We start from the raw sequence: 21,200 nt of genomic DNA on the forward strand, positions 1-21,200 counted from the left end.
CCCTTGTTGATTTGATCCAGGATCACGCCGCAAGCTGGCGCAGCACGTAAGGCAGGATGCCGCCATGCTTGTAGTAGTTGAGCTCGTCGAGCGTATCGATGCGGCAAGTCACCGGGACGTGCCTCACCGTGCCTTCTGCCATCGCGATGTCGATGGTGGCGCGCTGGCCGGGCGTGATGTCGGCTATCCCTTTGATCGAGACCTGCTCGGCGCCGGTCAGGCCAAGGCTTTTCCAGGAGGTGCCCTCGTCGAAGACGAAGGGCAGGATGCCCATGCCAACCAGATTGGAACGGTGAATGCGCTCGAAGCTCTGCGCGATAACGGCGCGCACGCCGAGCAGCTTGGGTGCCCTTTTTGGCCCAGTCGCGCGATGAGCCGTTGCCGTATTCAACGCCGGCGAATACGACCAGAGGCACGTTCTCGCGCTCGTAGCGCATTGCCGCATCGAAGATTGACATCCGGTCGCCGGAAGGCTGATGCACCGCCCAGCCACCTTCTGGCGTAACGCCGCCCTCGTCCTTCACCGCGAAATTCTTGATGCGGATGTTGGCGAAGGTGCCGCGGACCATCACCTCGTGATTGCCGCGCCGCGTGCCGTACTGGTTGAAATCCTCCTGGCGGACCTGCATGCCGCGCAGGAATTCCCCGGCTGGCGAAGATGCCTTGATCGAACCAGCCGGAGAGATGTGATCGGTCGTGATCTTGTCGCCGAGCAAGCCGAGAACGCGCGCCCCCACGATGTCTCCGGTCGGGGCCGGCTTCATCGTGATGCCCTCGAAATAGGGCGGGTTTTGCACGTAGGTCGAAGACATGTTCCAGCGATAGGTCAGGGCCGTCGTGACCTCGACCGCCTTCCAGTTCGCATCGCCCTCAAAGACCTCGGCATATTTGGTCTCGAACAAGCGGCGCGTGACGTTGTCTCGGATGAACTGCTGGATCTCGGCATTCGAGAGCCAGATGTCCTTCAGGTAAACCGGCGCGCCGTCCGACCCGATGCCCAGCGGCTCATTGACCAGATCGACCTGAAGCGAACCGGCCAGCGCATAGGCGACGACGAGCGGTGGCGAGGCCAGATAGTTGGCCTGCACGTCGGGCGAGACGCGGCCTTCGAAATTGCGGTTGCCGGACAAGACAGCCGCAGCGATCACGCCATTATCGTTGATCGATTTCGATATCTCCTTCGGCAGCGGACCGGAATTGCCGATGCAGGTCGTGCAGCCGAAGCCGACGAGATAGAAACCGAGCGCGTCGAGGTCCTTCTGCAGACCCGATTTTTCGAGATACTCCGCCACGACCTGCGAGCCAGGGGCGAGCGAGGTCTTCACCCAGGGCTTTGCAGCGAGCCCTTTGCTCACGGCGTTCCGCGCCAGGAGGCCGGCGCCGATCAGCACCGACGGATTCGAGGTGTTGGTGCAGGAGGTGATCGCGGCAATCACGACATGGCCGTGACCAAGCTTGAATTCCCTACCCTCGACCGCAAATTGCTTGGCGGCCTGGGCTTGCTTGCCATATTCGCTTTCGAGTGCGGTGAGGAAGTTGGTCTTGGCAACGGAAAGGCCGAGACGCCCCTCGGGTCGTTTCGGCCCTGCGAGCGACGGCACGACCTCATCGAGATTGAGTTCCAGCGTATCGGTGAAGACGGGATCGGGCATGCCCGGTGCCCGGAAAAGGCCCTGCGACTTGGTATAGGCTTCAACCAGCGCGATGCGATCGCTGGCGCGCCCAGAGAGATTGAGATAATTCAGCGTCTCTTGATCGACCGGGAAGAAGCCGCAGGTCGCACCGTATTCGGGCGCCATGTTGGAAATGGTCGCACGGTCAGCAAGCGTCATGTGGTCAAGGCCGGGGCCGTAGAACTCGACGAACTTGCCGACTACGCCCTTCTTGCGCAGCATCTGGGTGACGGTAAGCACGAGGTCGGTCGCCAGCACGCCCTCGCGGAGCTTGCCGGAGAGTTTGAAGCCGATCACTTCCGGTACCAGCATCGACAGCGGTTGGCCGAGCATCGCAGCCTCGGCTTCAATGCCACCGACGCCCCAGCCCAGCACGGCTAAACCATTGGCCATGGTGGTGTGGCTGTCGGTGCCGACCAGCGTGTCGGGATAGGCGATCGTCTTGCCGTCGCGCTCGGTTGTCCACACCGTCTGCGCCAGATATTCAAGATTGACCTGGTGGCAAATGCCTGTGCCCGGTGGCACCACGCGGAAATTGGCAAAGGCGCCCTGCCCCCATTTCAGGAAGTTGTAGCGCTCGCCATTCTGCTCATATTCTCTGGCAACGTTGTCGTGCAGAGCTTCCGGGTTGCCGAAATGGTCGACCACGACGGAATGGTCGATGACGAGATCGACCGGAACCAGCGGATTGATTTTCGCCGGATCGCCGCCGAGTTTTTGCATGCCGTCTCGCATGGCCGCGAGATCAACCAGGGCAGGCACACCGGTGAAATCCTGCATGAGCACGCGGGCCGGACGAAAGCCGATCTCCGCGGCCGCCGATCCGCGGTCCTCGGTCCATTTCGCCAGCGCCTCGATATTGGCGCGCGTCACCGATTGGCCGTCCTCGAAGCGCAGCAGGTTCTCGAGCAGAACCTTCAGAGAGAAAGGCAACCGTGAGATACCTGCCAGTCCGTTCTTCTCGGCTTCGGGCAGCGAAAAATAGCTATAGCGCCGTCCATCGACGTCGAGGGTACGCTGGCATCTAAAGCTGTCCAAGACCGTCATGATCACCTCCCGTCGCCCGCACGCCGCCGCGCCAAAGAGGCCGGCGGCACTGCCTACGGAGGGAGGGATGTCTTTGAATGCGCTGACCGTTCCGAGCCGGTTCAGCCACGACGTCCTCCCGCGTTTTTTGAATGCCTGATGGCTATGCTGTCCGCATGCGGCCAGCAACAACCCAGCGCTGTTGGGAGCAGGATAGAGGCGGTTACCTGTCAACAACCTGTCGCGGTGGCCAAGGCAACGAGATGGGCCGGGCTATCGCAACGTCATGCGAGGCGGAGTCTCATCGTGACCCTGAGACCACGAAGGCGCTTGGCCTCGCCGAGTTCGATGGAGCCGCCCATCCGGTCGAGCAACACGCGCACGATCGAGAGCCCCAAACCGCTTCCGTCCGGCGCATCCGGACGGGCGATCCTGTAGAACCGCTCGAACACCTTCTGCCGTTCGGCGGGTGGAATTCCGGGGCCATCGTCTTCGATGTCGACCACGCTTGCGTCGCCATCCCTGGACAATCTCGCGATCACCACCCCGCCGGCTCGCCCGTAGCGGATCGCATTGTCGATCACATTGCCGAAAACCTCGTCGAGCAGAAGCTCGTTGGCATGGACGTACATCTCGTCCTGCTCCACCTCCAGCTGGAGCTCGATGTTGCGCGCCGCCGCAGCTTGCGCCCGCAGAGCGAGGGCTTGTTTCGCCTTCGTGACGAGCGAAATTCTCTCTGCAGGCGATCTGACCAATGCGTCCTCGTCGGCTCGCGCAAGCGTCAGCAATTGCGAAATCATCCGATCGAGGCGGACGACCTGCGCGTCCACCTCCATGACCATCCCGGTCATTTCGCTCGCGCCGGTCAGGCGACGCTTGAGGAGATCCAGATGCGTCCTTAGCGCGGCAAGCGGGGTTCGCATCTGGTGCGACGCATCGGCGGTAAACTGGCGCAAGATCTGGGTCGCGAAGCTGACGCGATCGAGCAGTTCATTAATCGCCTGCGCGGGCGCGAGCGCCTCCTTCGGCACCATGTGCAGATCGAGCGGTTGGAAGTCTTTTGAACCGCTGATTCCACGGCGATCGATCTGCCGCTTCAATTGGGCAAGCGGCCCGAGCCCGCGTTCGACCGCGATCCAGGTGAGCAGGGCGATGACAGCGAGGAGCACAGCTTCGGCCAGGGCAAGCTCGCGGATCATTTCGCGCCAGAGCTGCTCCCGCGCGTGTTCGGTCTCCGCCACAGCAACCAAAACAGGCTTAGCGATTCCATAGACGTGTCGTGATACGGCAGCTATGCGAACGGCGTTGCCGCGGTAGCTATCATCCCAGAAAATCGGCTGTTCCGGTTCGAGTGCCGCACTCTTGGGCGTGGGCAGGTCGTTGTATCCGGTGACCATCTGGCCATCCACGCTCACCTTGTAAAAAATGCTATCGTCGGACTGCGTCTCGAGCATACCCAGCGCCACGCGCGGCAGATCGACGGTAACCTCTCCGTCCTCCACGGCCAGGCGCTCGGCGATCGCCAGCAGCGAGCCCTTCAGCAACCGATCGTGCGTGACCTCAACCACGTGAGAGATGACGAGACTGCCGCCTACCGCCACCGCGATCGCGAGGCAGGAAACGGGAACCAGAAGGCCGAGGAGAAACCGGGTTTTGAGGGACGGCTGACGTCTCGCCATCAGCGTCCTTCCAGGAGATATCCGAGCCCTCGCATAGTGCGGATCCTCGGTCCATCCGAACCGAGCTTCTGGCGAAGACGAGCGATATAGAGCTCCAGCACATTTGGCCCAACCGGCTCGTCGAAGCCGAACACCTCGGCAATCATGCGATCCTTCGGTACCAGCTTGCCGTGGTGAAGCATCAAAATCTTCAGAACCGCCATCTCCCGGCGACGCAGGTCGAGCGGCTTGTCACCGAGGGTCGCACGCCCCATCGCCGGATCGATCACGAGGGATCCACACGTCAAGAGTGGATCGGTACGACCTTGACCGCGTCTGACCAGCGCCCGAACGCGCGCTTCGAACTCCGACAGATCAAACGGCTTGCGAACGTAGTCGTCCGCTCCCAGATCCAGTCCCTTGACCTTGTCTGCGGTGGTATCGCGCGCCGTCAAGATCATGATCGGCACCTTCGACCCACTGGCGCGGACTTGACGCAGAACCTCAAAACCCGAGCTATTGGGCAAGCCGAGATCGAGGACCACAAGGCTGTACGGTTCGGAGATGGCGATCGAAGCCGCCTCGGCGCCATCCGGTTCGTGATCCACCGCAAAGCCCATCGACTTGAGCGAGGTCGAAAGGCCCCGGACAAGAGCCATATCGTCTTCAACGATCAGGATTCTCACGGCGCCTCCCCCGCCAATACTTTCTAGGCTCCGGCGCTTTTGTTTTACTTGCACCTTGGCAGATCTCTATCACAGAGCAGGCGCAATGGCATCTCCATCTTTGCAGACAACGCCCGTCTTTCGGTAAATCCGCATAGACCCTCCCTGCGATGCCGATACGCCGGGGCGGCTCGCCGTGACAGGTTGACGACAGCTCAGCTGTCTAGGCTGTCTCATCGCTTTCGCCGAAGCAGCTCTGGACCAACCGCGCTTTCGACTGCCGCCAGATCAGACGGTCCCAACGCAAAGCGCGATCGATGCGCGACACAAGAACCCGCAACCGGGCCAAACAACACGAGATCCACGGGAGGATAACATGACGGCATCCGGACAATCGAAGATCGGGATGGTGCTGCGCGTCACCAGCGGCAACTTCCTGGAGATGTTCGACTTCTTTCTTTCCGGGGTGTTTGCGTCCTACATCGCCAAGGCGTTCTTTCCGCTCGAGAGTCAGTATGCGTCGCTGCTGTTGACGTTCGTCGCCTTCGGCGCCGGCTTCCTGATGCGGCCGCTCGGAGCCATCTTCCTGGGAGCGTACGTCGACCGGATCGGACGTCGTCAAGGCCTGATCGTGACGCTCTCGATCATGGCGTGCGGAACCGTGCTGATCGCATTCGTTCCGAGCTATGCGACGATCGGCATCGCGGCTCCCCTTCTCGTGCTGATCGGAAGATTGTTGCAGGGTTTTTCGGCGGGAGTCGAGCTGGGCGGCGTTTCCGTCTATCTCTCCGAAATGGCGACCCCTGGCCACAAAGGGTTCTATGCCAGCTGGCAATCGGCGAGCCAGCAAGTGGCGATCATCGTGTCGGCGGCATTCGGCTTCGCGCTCAACGCCTGGCTTTCTCCGCAGCAGGTCGACGACTGGGGATGGCGGATCCCGTTCTTCGTCGGCTGCATGATCGTGCCGTTCGTGTTCTTCATCCGGCGTTCGCTCCAGGAGACGGACGAGTTTCTGGCGCGCAAGCATCATCCGACCGTCGGTCAGATCTATCGATCGATCCTCGCAAACTGGGCGATCGTGCTGTGCGGCATGATGATGGTGATCATGACGACGGTTTCCTTTTACCTCATCACGGTCTACACGCCCACGTTCGGGAAGTCCGTTTTGAAGCTCTCCGCCACCGACAGTCTGTTGGTGACGATCTGCGTCGGCATTTCGAACTTCTTCTGGCTTCCGGTGATGGGAGCCTGGTCGGACAAGATCGGCCGCAAGCCGATCCTCGTGGGCTTCTCGTTACTTGGCCTCGTCTCGGCCTATCCCGCTCTCTCCTGGCTCGCCGCCGAGCCGACTTTCGGCAAGATGCTGGCCGTCGAACTGTGGTTGTCCTTCATCTATGCGAGCTACAATGGGGCGATGATCGTCGCGCTGACGGAGGTCATGCCGGTCGGCGTGCGCACGTCCGGCTTCTCCCTCGCCTACAGCCTGGCGACGACATTTGGAGGCTTTACGGCAGCCATCTGCACCTGGCTGATTGCAGTGACCGGCGATAACGCTGCCCCCGGCTGGTGGATGAGCGCCGCGGCAGCATGCGGCCTGGTTGGGACCCTGTTGGTCTATCGAACGCAGGCCGTTACGACGGCATCCGAAGTCTCGGCCAGTTTGAATACGGTCGGGACCTGAAAGGCGACCCGTCATGTATGAACAGCCCCAACGTGACTTGTTGCGTTCCATTCGTCCGGGTTGGCTTGTTGCGGTAGCGGTCCTTGTTGCCACCCTCTGCGCACCGAGGGCTCAAGCGGCGGAAATCCGGGTCATGATCTCTGGCGGCCTCAGCGCCGCCTACAAGGAGCTGGTTCCGCAATTCGAAAAGACGACTGGCAACACCGTCATCACGTCTTACGGGCCTTCGATGGGAACCACGGAGAATGCAATCCCCATTCGCCTGGCCCGGGGCGAGCCTGCCGACGTTCTGATCATGGTGGGTGACGCGCTTGGTGTCATGATCTCCAAGGGATATGCCGATGCCGGCAGCCGAGTGGACCTGGTGCGCTCCCCGATTGGCATGGTCGTTCGAGCAGGCGCTGCGAAGCCCGACATCTCGACCCCGGAGGCGCTCAAGGCAGCCCTTCTCGCGGCCAAGTCGGTCGCCTATTCCGACAGTGCCAGCGGCGTCTATGTGGGGACAGAACTCTTCAAGAAGCTTGGCATCGCCTCGGAGATGGAAGGCAAGGCCAGGATGATCCCTGCAGATCCCGTCGCCGGCATCGTCGCGCGCGGTGACGCCGAGCTCGGCTTTCAGCAAATCAGCGAATTGCTGCCAATCCCGGGCGCCGAGTTGGTTGGGCCGCTGCCACCAGAACTCCAAAAGATCACGATCTTCTCGGCTGCGCTCACCAAGGACGGCAAGGCGCGCGAGCAGGGCAAGGCCCTCATCGACTTCCTTGCTTCACCGGCAGCGGCCCCTGCACTCGTGAAGTCCGGCATGGAGCCGATCGCTCCCAGCCGATAGAAGTCCGGGGTACCGAAAGCGCGCGGCCTTTTCTTCGGACGATGGCCGCCTCTATACTGCCTGCTTTAGACGTCGGCTGGCGGACCTGTTGCGATGAGCGCCTCGGCCGGTCGGCGTCCGGCGGATCGAGGCAGTTCGGATGCTGAGGAGTAGGTTACATTTCGTAGCCTTAACCGTCCTGTTCGCCCTCGCGGCCAAACCGGCGAGCAGCCAGGAGGACCAGGTTCGCAGCGACCCGCTTGACCGGGACCGGCTGTCGGTCGGCTCGGGTACGGAGGGCGCGGTTCGCATCGTCTCGACGTCGGACACCATCGAGGTGAAAGGCCTGCTCGGCGAGTGGCATCGCTTACACCCCGATATTCGCGTCGATTACATCCATCAGAGCTCCCTCGAGGTCTACGAGGACGTCGTCAGATGTCGGGAGCGCGGTCAATGCGCCGACATTGTGTGGAGTTCGGCCATGGACTTGCAAGTCAAGCTCGTGAACGACGGCTATGCCCAACCGTTCTCGCCGCCCGACTCCGATCGGATCCCCGATTGGGCCATCTGGAGGAAGCAGGCCTTCGGAATTACCGCCGAACCGATCGCTCTCGTCTACAATAAAAGGCTGGTCCCGCCGGAGGATGTTCCGCGCACGCGAGCCGATCTGCTGAAGTTGTTGACCACGAAGCGCAGCCACTATCAGGGCAAAGTGGCCTCATACGATGCCGAACTGAGTGGTACCGGATTTCTCTTCTTCAGCAACGATGTGCAGATCACTCCGAACACTTGGAGCCTGATCCGCGGCCTCGGACAGGCCGGCGTTCGGCTTTACACCTTCAGCCATACGATCCTCGATCGGGTGGCGAGCGGAGAACACCTGCTCGCCTACAACATGATCGCTTCATACGCTCTCGAACGCGCAAAGGACGATCCGTCGATCGGTGTGACCCTGTTCACGGATTACACCGCGCTGATTACGCGTATCGCAATCATCCCGAAGAGCGCGCCGCATCCGGCGGAGGCCGCTCTTTTCATGGACTTCCTGCTTTCGCGGAACGGTCAGGAGCAATTGGCGGCACGCTCGTTCGGAACGGTGCGCTCCGACCTCCCGAGCGGCCTTAGGGCAACCGTGCAAGAGAACACGCTCCGTCCTATCCGCGTCGGGCCGGACCTCCTGGCGAACCTCGATCAATCGAAGCGAAAAGCATTCTTCCGCGAATGGCGCCGCGCGTTGGATGGCCGGTGACGCCGAGCCGCTAGTGCAGCGCCTGCAAATCCAGCGGATCCGCGGTCTTGGTCGCGACGAAGTTCATCATCGGGCGCTGCACGGCTTCGGCAATCTCTTCGGCATCCCTGAAGTCGTTCTTCTGTCCCTTGCTATAGGGGCGGACATATTTGGCCGGCATCAACCTGGCATGCCTCCTCTCTTTGTCTCGACGTGCCATAGACTTTAATCGGGTCATCGCGCTTTCACTCGGCTTTTCAATCCGGAAGGCCCTATGAAGTCTCATGAGTCTTCCACGGCACGCGGCAGAGTGAACTGAAACACTGCGCCTCGAGGTTGATTGGCCTCTGCCCACAACCGTCCGCCATGGGCATCGATGATTGATCTGCAAATTGAAAGACCCATTCCGAGTCCGCTGGACTTAGTCGTGTGAAAAGGTTTGAAGATTTGATCGAGATGTTCAGGATCAATTCCTGGTCCTGAATCACGCACCGCAATGAGGATGCCCCCCGTCGGGCTTGGCTCGGAGCTGATCGTCAGCTCACGCGCTTCTTCCTCGGCCGAGCTCATTGCGTCCAAGGCGTTCAAGATCAAATTGAGGAACACCTGTTGCAGTTGAACGCGATCGCCGTGAACGCAAGGCATTTGATCCGCAAGGGAGGTGCGAACGGACACTCTATTCTTGTCTATTGCGCCTCGTACCATTACGAGCACCTCATCAATCGCCTCATTGACGTCGAAAGGCTCGATTCGTGGAGGCGCTTTCTTGATGTGATCACGAATGCGGCCGATAATGTCCTTGGCTCGATCGGCATCCCTGACGATGCACCCAAGCGCTTCCATGACTTCAGCCAGATTTGGCGGACTCATTTCCAAAAATCGCATTCCCGCACGAGCATTGTTGCGGGCGGTGGCGATCGGATGCAGAATCTCGTGGGCCAGCGAAGCGGTCAGCTGTCCCATTATGCTCACACGGCTCATGTGCGCGAGATCCAATTCTAACTGACGCAATCGCTCGCGCTCCTCTTGCGCCTGTCTCTGGTCGGTGACATCGACGGCCGCGCCCATGACTTCAACGACCTCGCCGGACTGATTGAGAATGGGACGGCCTATTGCGTGGACTTGCTTGGTCGTGCCGTCGGGAAGCACGATGCGGAAATCGAAATCTGTCTCCCCGCCACGAGCGACGACCGACCTACTTTCTAACCAAACGGCTCGATCTCCCGGATGAATTCGCTCGATCACCGCCTCAAGGGACGGGATGCCCCCCGCCGGATCGAAGCCGAACAGGTGGTATCGCCCTTTCGACCAGTGGGTGATCTCGTTTGCCGCCGGCCTCCAGGCCCAGCTGCCCATCTTACTCAGTGTTTCGGCTGCCGCTAGGTAGGTCTCGCTGAGGCGTCTCGCCTCGTCCGCTCTCTTGCGGTCGGTAATGTCGCGCGCGACGCCGCGATAACCGATAAAAATCCCCGATTTATCGAACATCGGCAGCCCGGAGACGGAGATGTATCTCTTGCCCCCGTCGGCCGAAGGACGCGCTACCTCGAAATCGCGGAAGGGTTGGTGGGCCTCCCGAGCCTCGCGATGCTTGCGCCAAGCCTCGGCATCCGGCTCCAGGAAAGGCAATTCCCACGGCCTTTTGCCGATCGGACTGGCGTAGGCATCGACCCATTCGGGGCTTTGCGGTTGCAGGAAAGCTACGTCCGGACCAAACTCCTGACGGGTGAAGCGATGTTGTGCGTCGGTCTCCCAATACAGGTCGAAGGAGAATTGGACGAGAGCACGAAAGCTCTCCTCGCTCTCCCGCAGCTCAACCTCTGCCTTCTTTCGCTCGGTTATGTCCCGTCCGACGCCGCGGTAGCCCAAAAAACGCCCGCTCTCGTCGAACATTGGCAGACCGTAGACGGACACGTACCGCTTACCGCCATCAGGCGTGGGGCGCGCGAGCTCGAAATCTCGGAACGGCAGGTGGGCGTCGAGTGTCTGTCGGTGTCGCTGCCAGGCCTCCTCGTCGGGTTCCAGGTAGGGTACCTCCCAGCGAGTCTTGCCGAGTTCGGAGCCCGGCGCCGGCGCGTCAGAAAGGCCTTCGGCGAACACTTGCCGAGTGAAGCGATGCTGCTCGTCAGTCTCCCAATACACGTCGAAGGAGAATTGGATGAGAGTACGAAAGCGCTCCTCGCTGTCACGTAGTTCTCGCTCGGCTTTTTTGCGCTGAGTGTTGTCAAGGATCGTGCCCAGTATGGCGAGCTTGCCATTATGCTCGATTGCGCCGCCATGAACTTCAGCTGGAAAGACCGAGCCGTCTTTGCGGAGGGCCCGGAACTCGTAGTGGACCTCTTCCACTTCACCTTCGGACCGGCGGCGAATGTTCTCCGTCACAAGCGGTCGGTCGTCAGGATGTACAAGGTCTAGGGGCCCAAGATTGTGCACCACCTCCTCGGTCGTGTACCCAAACATGTTCGCGAACGCAGGGTTTACGTGTCCAAAGCGACCGCCTTCAATAAGGTAGATGCCGGTAAGCGACGATTCCGATAACACGCGGAATTTTTCCCGGCTCTCGAGTAGTTCAGCCTCGACACGCTTGCGATCTGTGATGTGTCGCCCCACGCCGCGGTAGCCGGTAAAGTGCCCTGCATGATCGAAGACCGGCAATCCCGAGACCGCCGCCCAACGCACGCCACCATTGGGCGTCGGCCTCGCGTATTCCAAATCGCGGAACGGCAGGTGCGCGTCGAGCATCTCGCGGTGTTTGCGCCAGCCCTCTTCGTCAATCCCCAGATAAGGCACCTCCCAGCGCGTCTTGCCGAGCTCGGAACCCGGCAATGGGCCGTCGGTGACCCGCTCGGAGAACTCCTGCCGAATAAAGCGATGCTCAGCGTCGGTCTCCCAGTACACGTCAAAAGAGAATTGCAGGAGGGTGCGGAAGCGCTCTTCACTCGCCCGCAGCTCATCCTCAGCCCGCTTGCGCTCGGTGATGTCGCGGTCGAGGGAAACGGCGCGCAACTGGCCCTCGTGCCAGAGCGGCCGGATGCGAACCTCGACGGGAAACACGGTTCCATCTTTCCGGCGATGACGACCATCGAAGGCAACGATTTTCCCCGCCCGAAGACGTTCCCGGATGCGCTTCAGAAGCGCCGGTGTCAGATCCGGACCGAAGTCGAACGCGGTCATCCCGATCAGTTCGTCGCGGCGATAGCCAAGGTTTTCGCACGCCTGGCGATTCGCATCGAGAACGGTTGCATCCTCATCGTAGAGAAAGAACGCATCGGATGCGTGGTCCACCAAGGTGCGGTATCGATTAAGCGCTTCTTCCAAATCCCGTGATTTGTCCTGCACCTCTTTGAACAGCCGCGCATTCTCGATGGCAATGACCGCTTGGTCTGCGAAAGTCTGTAGCAACTCGATGTGATGCGCAGCAAACGAGCCAACGGTCTGCCGGCTCACCGCGATCACACCAATCGACATGCCGGAGCTCTTCAGAGGCACGTACAATACGCTCCTAAAGCCGCGCAACCGCCCCAATTCCTTCAATCGTTCGTTGGGGTTGTCTTCGATATCAGCGATCTGAAGCACGTGTCCGGCCAGCGCGACCGCAAAATGATCGGCAATCGGACGGGGGAAGCTGGCACGCAGCAAAGCGTCCCCGGCCGGAGTTACCGACTTGGCCGCCTCGAGATGAACCATGCCGTCAACAAATCGATACACGCCAGCGGAAAAGCCGCCGATCAGCCGGGCGGCATTGGCAACGATGGCCTCGAACACCGGCTGCACGTCGGACGGCGAACTCGCAATGACTTTCAATATTTCGGCCGTCGCCGCCTGCTGCTCGCGGGCGTCTTTCAATTCTGTGTCAGGAGCTGTGGTGCACTTCAGTCGGGCGGCGGGCCGAACGGGCCGCTTTGCCTTGGCGCGGCTGCGGCCCTTCACGGGGCCAGCCTTGCGCGCTTTCGCCGCGCCCCTTTCGCCGCTCGCTTTTGCTGACCGTCCCATATCAGTCCCCAGCGGGTTTGAAGGGCCATCTTATCGGACGGAACGCGTTCGGAAAGGGGTCGAACGAGCCAGGATCTTGCTCTCCAGCTCGATGTCCGCTTGGGGTCTTGGCCGTGTAAAAACAAACAAGGCCGTCAGTCTTGAAGCCAGGGACCGCCACCGGACGCGTACACATCGGCCGACACCAAAGCTCATGAACCTCAGCCGCTGAGACAATTGAGCGGAGGTTCCACAACAAGGACGCACTCGGGAGAAAGATGCTGCCAATTGTGCGGGATGAAAGCGGGCAAGATGCACGCCGGCCGGGGTTGACCGCATCCTGTCAAAGAAGCGCTCGACCGTGCAACCTATCCGCGGAGAAGGGCAACAGAACTAAGCCAAAGCTCATTCAGCCACCCAAACCTGGTACGTCGTGGCACAAATATTTAGTAGATCGCTTTCGGCTTCTCGCCAAATATCCGGCCAATGAGTTTGGATGGCGAGAAACGCACCATAGCAGCTCTGGTACAACGGTTGTGCTGCCAGTCTTGCCTGCTCTTGACCATGACGGGCACACTCGCAATGCGGCGAGGAAGCAGCGAGACGCCTTAAGGACCGATGCAGTGTACAAAACGTATGTGCCGGCTTTGGCGGCATTCGGAGGATCAACCGTCGGGGTGGTCTCGACGCTGCTTACTGGATGGGTCACCAAGCGCCGCAAGAGCCAATGGCGTCGCCACGCCCACGCGTTTTCCGCGCGTGAAAAGCTCTATCGGAGCTTCATCGAGGAGGCATCGCGGCTGTATGCGGATGCGCTCACCACCGATAAGTCCGAAATCTCGCAGTTCGTCCATCTTTATGCGCTGGTTGGACGCATGAGGATGGTCTCGAACGACGAGGTGGTTCTCGCCGCGGAGAAGGCGGGCCGCCTGATCCTCGAGACCTACACGTCGCCTAACCGATCGCTTGTCGATCTGCCGAAGCTTATCGATGATGTAGATCCGTTGCGCGAGTTCAGCCAAGCCTGTCGGCGCGAATTGCAGGCCGTACCCTCTCGCTGAGGATCGAAAACGATGCCAGAGCATGTCAACGAGCCGGCCGGTGCATCATCTCCCCGTGAGCACCGGCTGCCAAAGCCGGGCGCACAAGTGTCTTCCAGCAGGGCGCCTTACTCGTTCCAGGCGCCTGAACTGCTCGACGGAGCTTGAGCAGCTCAAAACCCGTTCAATCAACAGGAGAAGCTTCGTGAACAAGGTTACACGCCGCAATCGACCTGATGGCCAACTCGCTTTGCCCGAGCGGCGCCACCGACCACGCGACGAGCTTACCTGCGCCAGTCAGGGAGTCTCCTTTAGTGTACGAGCGAGACATGCCGTTCTGCTAGGTTCGATCGGCGCTTTTGCGGGCTTCGCCGCAATGTCTACTGCACTGGCTCAGGATGCGCCGCCGGTCAGCGACCAAGCCGGTGCTGCGATTTCGCAGTTGGACAAGACCCTTTCTGCTCCGGACTTGTCGTTTTCGGCAAGAACGATCAGGGTTTACCTTGATCAATTCGGGCAACCGCTTCACATCTTTCACACGATGAAAGTCACGATGCGCCGTCCTGATCGAATCAAGATTCAGGTCAGCGGGGATGACGGTGCGCAAGATCTATTCTATGACGGCAAGTCGGTCACCATCTCTACGCCCGAGACCAATACTTACGCGTTGCTCTCCGCACCGGGAGGTATCTCAGCGGCCGCGAACGAGGTCCTCGACAAGCTCAAAGTCGATTTTCCGCTGGTCAACTTCTTTGCCGTCACAACCGAGCAGTCACTCTTGAACGGGGTTGTGGGCGGCTGGCAGGTCGGTACGGACAAGGTTGACGGCGTCGAATGCCGACACTTGTTCTTTTACAAGAGAGGCGGCACCGATCTGGAATTGTGGATCGAGAACAATGCCGCAGCCGTGCCGCATCGTCTCATAGTCACATACCGCCTGCTTCCGGGTCAGCCGAGCTTCACGGCGGAGTTCACGAACTGGGACAGCCGGGTTCGTGCAGCCGATTCGGTATTTGCGTTCCAGGCTCCCCCCGGAGCGAAACAGGTTGAGCTCACTCCGGTCAATGCGTCGGCACAACAAGGGAGGCGGTGATGAAGCGACTGGCACTGACACTCGCCGGTCTTCTCATTTTTGCTGCAGCAGATTCGGATGCGGCCTTTGCGCAATTTGGTCCGCCGCCCGGTGGGCCGCCGATGGGGGGTCCCCCGCGCCCCCCGATGGGCGGGCCGCCGCGCCCGCCAATGGGCGGGCCGCCGCGCGCGCCAATGGGAATAGCCGGCGGTCACCCGCCCGGCTTGCCCGGCGGTGGATTTCGGGGTCCGGGACCAGCGAACATCAGAGCAGGCGGTCCCATTGGGAACGGCAACATCGCCGTCCGTGGTCCCATGGGCAATGGGAACGTCGTCGGCTCCGGCAACATTGCGATCAACCGCGGCGGTAACACATATGTCGGCGCGTATTATGGCGGCGGTCGTGGTTACGGCGGCGGCTATGGCGGTTACGGAGGTTACGGGTCTGGCTACTACAATCGCGCCTGGGGCGCCTATGTGGCGGGTGCAGCGACCGGCGCCGCGGCGGCGTCGGGCTACTCGAGTTCGAATTCGAGCTCTGACTATGACAATGGCTACGGCTATGGCTACGATCAGCGCGCGTACAGCTCGAACCGCAATCAGCGGGCATATTATTCGCGCGGTGGCCAGCGCTCGTATTATTCGAGCAGTGATTGTCAGTGACACCACGACATACGACCCCCGGTTCGCGCAGAACCGGGGCGGGCTTCCGACTGCCGGCACATGAGGAAAGGCATCCCTGCGTTTCCGTCCGGCCTTACCGCCGCGAACGGCGAACGGATCAGCACTGGGGCGCGGGTGATCGAGCCCGACGCTCGCGGCAGCTTCGGAGTTTGTCCGCTCGATTGAGACTAATGAGTGAACTCAAGATCGCTGCTGTCCTGGCTTTCACGGTGCGAGCGAGAGCCCGACGTTGGCGTATTCGCGACGGTCCCCTGTACGAAGCCGCCCTGTACGCCGGCCGCGCAACACTAACACCATGCTTACATAGATCTGCACCAGGTCGGGCCGAGCGATGCTCGGCCGACCTGAATCATATCCGAGATGAGAATAATCAGAGCGGGTCGTAAGCCATCGCTCAGGCGCAATGACCCGGCCGAGCCCGATCGCCCATTTCTCACACTCCGATCTTGTAGTAGGATCCGGGTGTTCGCCGATCAACGTCGATCATTCCACCCTTGGGTGTTGATATTGGTACGGCAAGCTCAGGCGTTCTGATCGTGGACGATGCTGAATTTCGAGCCTCCGTTGGCCGCTTATTGCGAACGGTAGGTATGCATAGCGAGCAATTTGCCTCTGTCACGGAATTTCTCGCCGCTGCCCCAAATCCAAACGGACCAACGTGCCTGCTGGTCGACATGAGAATGCCGAGACCAAGCGGACTCGATCTGCAGCGCGAGCTTGCCAATGTAGGGAAGCATCTCCCGATCGTCTTCATTACTGCGCATGCGGACATTCCGATGACCGTGCTCGCCACGAAAAGAGATGCCATTGAATTCCTGACCCAGCCGTTCCGCGACCAAGATCTGATCGACGCCGTTGAGCCGGCCTTGCTCGCGATCGAGATCGTCGAAACAGCGCAGCGGCACTGGCTGCCGTCAAGGAGCGATACGAAACGCTCAGCTCCCGCGAGCGCGAGATCATGGTCCGGCAGGGTACGGGAATGTCGCCGATCCTACTCGCGGCCTATGGTGCGTTCGGGTCGCACTCTCGGCTTGAGGTTGGCACCTCTAAGCGAACGTTTACCCCGCCGACGGAATTACCAACCGTCGACGGTTGCAAGCTGCTCGAAGCGAATCTCGGCTAGGACCAGGGTCCAAAGGTCCGCCTCTGCTATGAACGAGTTGCTCGGTTCGCATTCCAAGCGGCAATTACGAACATCGCTCGTTCCAAGCGTGGGGCACCTCAGAGCACGGCATAGACCTTCGTATCGTTCCGTACCCCATTCAGATGCCGAACAACGACCAGCGTCCAATTGAGCAGCTGGCGGTGACGGCTCTAGGCTGCGTACGCTGATAGAGCGCGCCGGACGTCTGCGGGCACCGGTCAAAAGAACGATCGAAGAATAGCTACGTCAGAACCAGGAGGAGATTGCAATGCCCAACTGCTCCGAAAGTCATGAATGCAGCAGAACCGCGCGATGCGCAGTTTGTCAGGGCAGGTTTGGCCTCATACGGCATTATTCATGGCGAACCCCGCTGTGTTCAAGAAAATGTCTGGACCGCTTCAAAGCGCGCATGGTGAGTGATCGCAACTGGGTGGGCTTTCTTCAGATCGCCTTCGCCCCGGCTCCAGATCATCCCGCAAGAATTCCGTAACTGTGGGCACATCTAAATACTCGCGATCAGCAGAAGCGTATCTGCATCTCGCCATCCTAGCCGCTGCTGGCGTTGCGGTTGATCGCAAGCATATTGAAGTGCGTACGGTGGCCAAAGCAATCAAAATCATCCGAGGGCAGAGTCCCGGAGTTGGCTAATCCACCACCTCGAACTTGAAGGTGTAGCGCTCCAAGGCGGCGTGCAGCGCTTCTCTGCCTTCTTCGGCGCGGATGCGCACCACCTGTCCCAGGCGCGGATACGGCGCGAACGCAACGCTGGTGACAATTGCGCCGACGCTGCGCGCTTCCTGCCGTACGGTGGCCTCGATCTCGCGTTGCTGGAGGGCCGGCTTGAATATCTTGCCGACACCGGTCACGGGCAGCGAGGACATGACCTTCACGTGCTTCGGGATCGCCGCCCGCTCCGGAATGTGTCCTGCCGCGAACTCCAGCAATTGCTGCTCATTGGTCGCTGCACCGGGCTTGAGCTGTACATAAGCGACCGGAATCTCGCCCGCATAGGCGTCAGGACCGCCGATCGCCGCCGCCATGGCGACCGCCGGATGCTTGCACAATGCGTCCTCAATCATCTTCGGATCGATGTTATGCCCTCCCCGGATGATCAATTCCTTGCGCCGGCCGGCCAGCCAGAAGTAGCCCGCGCTGTCCTCTCGGCCGAGATCGCCGGTGTTCAGCCAGCGCGTGCCCTCGATCTCGATCCACAAACCCACGTTCTGTTGTGGATCAAGGTAGCCTTCGAACACGTTCGGTCCTTTGATGACGATTGTTCCGATCTCGTCGATCTTCGCCATGCGGTCAAAGCGCCCGTCCTCGTTGAGGATGACCGCATGCATCTGCTGGTATGGCAAGGGTAGCCCAATCGAGCCGGCCTTCCGGATGCCTTGGGGCGGATTGAGGCAGGAGACGCATGTACCTTCCGTCAGGCCGTAGCCTTCGATGATCTTGAGCCCGGTGTTGGCCTCAAATGCCTCGATCAGCTTGGCGGGCATCGGCGCGGCGCCGCAGATCGCATATTCAAGGCTCGATACGTCGTTGCCACCGATCGGCACCTCAAGCAGCGCGGCATAGACCGTGGGCACGCCGGAGAACGTCGCTATCCGGTAATGCGCGGCGATCTCCCAGAAGCGCTTGATCATGTTTCTGCCGCGATATCCCTCGGGCGTCGCAAGCAGGACATGGTGGCCGGTCATCCAAGGCAACAAGCCGGTGACGAGCTGCGCGTTGACGTGGAAGAGCGGCAAGCCGCACAAATACGTGCGGGGCTCGTGTTGCTCACCGAACATCTGCCCGGCGGACCAGGCATCGAAAACCTCGTTGCCGTGCCGACGGACCGCTATTTTCGGCGCGCCAGTGGTCCCACCGGTGCAGAAGTAAGACGACACCGTGCGTTCCGTGGCCGTCCTCGGTGCGACCAGGTGATCGGCGGGTTGGGCCTGCATTGCGGCCGTAAAGTCCACGATCTCGAACTCTGCCCCTGGGACGGTCGGAAGCGCTGCGGCGAGCCAAGTCGCGGTAGCGGCTCCGGCGTAGGTCTGGGAATTCACCAAGGCGACCACGCGAAGCTCGGAAAGTCCCAAAAGGTGCGGCGCAAGCCTGCTCCAATGCTCGGCACCGGGCGACGGTGCGACGGTCACCAGCACCCGCACTTTGGCCGCGCGAAGAATGTCTGCAATCAGATCCGGCTCGAGCAGCGGGTTGACCGCAAGCACCACACCGACGGCCTCGCCTCCCCAGATCGTGAAATGTGCTTCTGGCAGGTTCGGAAGCACATAGGCAACGGGATGATCGGCATCGACACCGAAGCCGTGGAACGCGTTTGCCGCGCGGGTGATGTCGGCGAGAAGGTCCTTATAGGTCCATGTCGCTGCACGCTGATAAGCATCTGCGGAATGAAAGAAGGTCAGCGCGCTCCGATCGGGCCACCGCTGCGCGCTGGTTGCGAAGACCTCGTAAGTCGTTTCGGGTAGCTGCCGCATCGCAAGCGGCGTGGCCTCAATCCTGAGGATGTCGGCCATGTCGCGTACACCGGGCGAGGTCCCGCCCGTTGCGGTCGTGAGCGCCAGATTCAGTGCTTCCAATTCCCCGATCGTCGGCTTGTCCAAGGCTCTTCGCTCCCGTTTGTCATGACGGCTTCAGCAACTACGAGGATCGCTCCGAAAGGGGCGACGAGTGCGACCGCCATTTGGGCCGATGGTACGTCCGTGTTGACATTCACAGCGGCAAAATATTAAACTATACCGTATATTTCGTTACGTCAACGGGCCTGCCGGTCCCTGTGTCGGGCGAATGCGAGCTATCCAAGGTTCAAGCAACCAGACTGCCGATGCGACCAGTCAAGCCGAGCCCCGGGATTGAGCAAACCGTCTATGCGCTCGATGTCGATCTCAAGTTCCGCACCGCATTGTCCGCCGCCCTGGCGGCGGCTGGTCGCCGATTAGTCGCCTTCGGCGACGGGCCGACGCTCATTGCGACCGCGCGGCGGCGGATGCCACTCTGCATTCTCATCAACGTCGAGCAGACAGATCAAACAGCGCTCGGCGTGCTCGCAGCGTTTCAGCGCGAGGCCTATCCGGCTCCCATCTTTGCGATTTCCGGTCGAGCGGACATACCAACCGCCGTTACCGCGCTCAGGCTTGGGGCACTGGAATTCTTCGACAAGGTGCGTCAGTTCCCCGAATTACTCGCACGCATCGACGACGTCGCACGCACGATCGAAACGAGAGATAGCCGACTGCTGACGCAAGCTGCGGAAGGGGTTCAATTTCGCGGTCGCGAGCAGCTGTCCAGCCGCGAAATAGAAGTTCTTGGACTGTTGGCGGCCGGGCGATCGAGCAAGCAAGTCGCAAAACGGCTCGGCATCAGTCACCGCACCGTCCACGATCATCGATACCGCATCATGCGCAAGCTCGAGGTGAGAAATATCACCGACCTGGTACGACTCGTTCACGGATCACCGACTGTATCTAGCCCGGACCCATGACCCGGAAAGGCGTCATCCCGCCGTCACCAGGAACCGATCGACTTCAGACTTCAGCCGATTGCTGTCAGAAGCGAGCGCTCGCGCTGCCGAGAGAACTTGCGACGAAGCCGCGCCGACACTGCTCGCCCCCTGCTCTACTTCAGCAATTCTGGAGGATCGTCCATCGAACCAGTGGCTTGGGTTGCCGTTGTCAACGTCACCGTCTTCATCAGGGTCGCAGGGCTTCTACATCGGCGAAGAGCAGCTTTGCCGCATTGCGCGGATGAGCGCCATTAACGTCACTCAGGCGAGGCGGTGGTCGAGTACGCCGTTGTCGCGATTGACACAATTATACTACACCGTATAGTTTGACTTAGCATGCTTCTTGACGGCGTAGGTCGATGCTCGAGGACGTACGCGCACGGACACGTGATTGGGAGATCAAGCATGAGCAGGAAGAGGCCTAAGCGGGGTAGGCCCCGCGGCGATCACGCTCCTGGCGTTCCATCCCGCATCCTCGATGCGGCCCACCAGCTATTTCTTCAGAGCGGCTACAGAAGTTCGAGCATCGACGACATCTCGGAGCTCGCACCCGCGAGTAAGCCGACAATCTATGCCCACTTTCCCGGTAAGGAGGCTCTCTTCGCTGCGGTGGTTTCCCGCGCCGTTGATCGTCTGACCGATTTCGAGAATTTCACGCCTCAGGGCGATACCATCGAGGAGAAGCTCGTGAGCCTCGGCAGCGCAATCGTCGACCAAGTCATCGCTGAGTCTCTAGGCGTGATGCGCGCCACCATTGGCGAGGCCCAGCGCCTCCCCGAGTCGAGCCGCAGCTTCCATCACGCGGCGCGGGATCGATCAGTCAAAGCCGTGTCCCGGCTTCTGAACAAGGACGCGCTGGAGCGGCCGCACCGCCCGAAGCGGCATCAAGGCACGGCCAAGATATTTCTGGACCTCATCCTGCTGCCGCTGCTGTTTCGAGCTCTGCTCGGGGAGAAACCCGGCGACCTGAAAAACGAGTTGCCCGCCTTCATGCGCGAACGCGGCGGCTTCATCCTCGCGGTGGGCGAGACGGCCTAGTTAC

13 protein-coding genes and 2 pseudogenes are annotated in these 21,200 nt (G+C 60.7%); 9 read left to right on the top strand and 6 right to left on the bottom strand.

Annotated features, from left to right (window positions below):
• Positions 1-22: 22 nt before the first annotated feature.
• From acnA to ACRQ5Q_RS35870, 3 genes and pseudogenes are all read right to left on the bottom strand, one after another.
• Positions 23-2,720 (bottom strand): annotated as a pseudogene (gene acnA / locus ACRQ5Q_RS35860) (aconitate hydratase AcnA).
• A 263-nt stretch (positions 2,721-2,983) separates the two neighbouring features.
• Complete coding sequence (locus ACRQ5Q_RS35865; protein ID WP_439370321.1) at positions 2,984-4,378, bottom strand: sensor histidine kinase; 1,395 nt, start codon at positions 4,376-4,378, stop codon at positions 2,984-2,986.
• Positions 4,378-5,043 (bottom strand): response regulator, encoded by a 666-nt coding sequence (locus tag ACRQ5Q_RS35870; protein ID WP_439370322.1) that lies wholly within the window; start codon positions 5,041-5,043, stop codon positions 4,378-4,380. The genes ACRQ5Q_RS35865 and ACRQ5Q_RS35870 overlap by 1 nt, the downstream gene beginning before the upstream one ends.
• 355 nt (positions 5,044-5,398) lie before the next feature.
• Here ACRQ5Q_RS35870 and ACRQ5Q_RS35875 point away from each other — a divergent pair, with 355 nt between their 5' ends.
• The 3 genes from ACRQ5Q_RS35875 (at position 5,399) to ACRQ5Q_RS35885 (ending at position 8,760) form a co-directional block, all read left to right on the top strand.
• Entirely contained in the window at positions 5,399-6,703 is a 1,305-nt protein-coding gene (locus ACRQ5Q_RS35875) for an MFS transporter (RefSeq protein WP_439370323.1), read from the top strand.
• Positions 6,704-6,716: 13 nt separating this feature from the next.
• Entirely contained in the window at positions 6,717-7,532 is an 816-nt protein-coding gene (locus tag ACRQ5Q_RS35880) for a substrate-binding domain-containing protein (protein WP_439370324.1), read from the top strand.
• Between the two features lie 139 nt (positions 7,533-7,671).
• On the top strand, positions 7,672-8,760 hold the full coding sequence (locus tag ACRQ5Q_RS35885) for an ABC transporter substrate-binding protein (protein WP_439370325.1): 1,089 nt from the start codon (positions 7,672-7,674) through the stop codon (positions 8,758-8,760).
• Positions 8,761-8,773: 13 nt separating this feature from the next.
• On the opposite strand, the pseudogene ACRQ5Q_RS35890 reads toward ACRQ5Q_RS35885, so the two are convergent.
• Together ACRQ5Q_RS35890 and ACRQ5Q_RS35895 are read right to left on the bottom strand one after the other, a co-directional pair.
• A pseudogene (locus ACRQ5Q_RS35890) lies at positions 8,774-8,929 on the bottom strand (IS110 family transposase); the annotation flags it as partial.
• 92 nt (positions 8,930-9,021) lie between these two features.
• Entirely contained in the window at positions 9,022-12,582 is a 3,561-nt protein-coding gene (locus ACRQ5Q_RS35895) for a PAS domain S-box protein (RefSeq protein ID WP_439394622.1), read from the bottom strand.
• Positions 12,583-13,331: 749 nt separating this feature from the next.
• Between ACRQ5Q_RS35895 and ACRQ5Q_RS35900 the strand changes: the two genes are divergently transcribed.
• From ACRQ5Q_RS35900 to ACRQ5Q_RS35915, 4 genes are all read left to right on the top strand, one after another.
• The gene (locus tag ACRQ5Q_RS35900) at positions 13,332-13,769 is read left to right on the top strand and encodes a hypothetical protein (protein WP_439370327.1); all 438 of its coding nucleotides are present in this window, start codon (positions 13,332-13,334) and stop codon (positions 13,767-13,769) included.
• 184 nt (positions 13,770-13,953) lie between these two features.
• Entirely contained in the window at positions 13,954-14,841 is an 888-nt protein-coding gene (locus tag ACRQ5Q_RS35905; protein WP_439370328.1) for a DUF2092 domain-containing protein, read from the top strand.
• A gap of 293 nt (positions 14,842-15,134) precedes the next feature.
• The gene (locus ACRQ5Q_RS35910) at positions 15,135-15,482 is read left to right on the top strand and encodes a hypothetical protein (RefSeq protein WP_439370329.1); all 348 of its coding nucleotides are present in this window, start codon (positions 15,135-15,137) and stop codon (positions 15,480-15,482) included.
• Between the two features lie 557 nt (positions 15,483-16,039).
• The gene (locus tag ACRQ5Q_RS35915; protein WP_439399932.1) at positions 16,040-16,798 is read left to right on the top strand and encodes a response regulator transcription factor; all 759 of its coding nucleotides are present in this window, start codon (positions 16,040-16,042) and stop codon (positions 16,796-16,798) included.
• Between the two features lie 493 nt (positions 16,799-17,291).
• Here the strand turns inward: ACRQ5Q_RS35915 and ACRQ5Q_RS35920 are convergent, their stop codons facing one another.
• The gene (locus ACRQ5Q_RS35920; protein WP_439370331.1) at positions 17,292-19,259 is read right to left on the bottom strand and encodes an acyl-CoA synthetase; all 1,968 of its coding nucleotides are present in this window, start codon (positions 19,257-19,259) and stop codon (positions 17,292-17,294) included.
• Positions 19,260-19,480: 221 nt separating this feature from the next.
• Between ACRQ5Q_RS35920 and ACRQ5Q_RS35925 the strand changes: the two genes are divergently transcribed.
• Positions 19,481-20,137 (top strand): response regulator transcription factor, encoded by a 657-nt coding sequence (locus tag ACRQ5Q_RS35925; protein ID WP_439394623.1) that lies wholly within the window; start codon positions 19,481-19,483, stop codon positions 20,135-20,137.
• A 426-nt stretch (positions 20,138-20,563) separates the two neighbouring features.
• Entirely contained in the window at positions 20,564-21,196 is a 633-nt protein-coding gene (locus tag ACRQ5Q_RS35930) for a TetR/AcrR family transcriptional regulator (protein ID WP_439370333.1), read from the top strand.
• Positions 21,197-21,200: the final 4 nt, after the last annotated feature.

Source organism: Bradyrhizobium sp. PMVTL-01, from assembly GCF_051861855.1.
Classification (GTDB): domain Bacteria; phylum Pseudomonadota; class Alphaproteobacteria; order Rhizobiales; family Xanthobacteraceae; genus Bradyrhizobium.

What these genes read in the sequence shown, in the direction of transcription:
- ACRQ5Q_RS35865 (WP_439370321.1), bottom strand. Translation starts at nt 4,378, where the DNA reads ATGGCGAGACGTCAGCCGTCCCTCAAAACCCGGTTTCTCCTCGGCCTT.
- ACRQ5Q_RS35875 (WP_439370323.1), top strand. Translation starts at nt 5,399, where the DNA reads ATGACGGCATCCGGACAATCGAAGATCGGGATGGTGCTGCGCGTCACC.
- ACRQ5Q_RS35880 (WP_439370324.1), top strand. Translation starts at nt 6,717, where the DNA reads ATGTATGAACAGCCCCAACGTGACTTGTTGCGTTCCATTCGTCCGGGT.
- ACRQ5Q_RS35885 (WP_439370325.1), top strand. Translation starts at nt 7,672, where the DNA reads ATGCTGAGGAGTAGGTTACATTTCGTAGCCTTAACCGTCCTGTTCGCC.
- ACRQ5Q_RS35910 (WP_439370329.1), top strand. Translation starts at nt 15,135, where the DNA reads ATGGGCAATGGGAACGTCGTCGGCTCCGGCAACATTGCGATCAACCGC.
- ACRQ5Q_RS35925 (WP_439394623.1), top strand. Translation starts at nt 19,481, where the DNA reads ATGCGACCAGTCAAGCCGAGCCCCGGGATTGAGCAAACCGTCTATGCG.
- ACRQ5Q_RS35930 (WP_439370333.1), top strand. Translation starts at nt 20,564, where the DNA reads ATGAGCAGGAAGAGGCCTAAGCGGGGTAGGCCCCGCGGCGATCACGCT.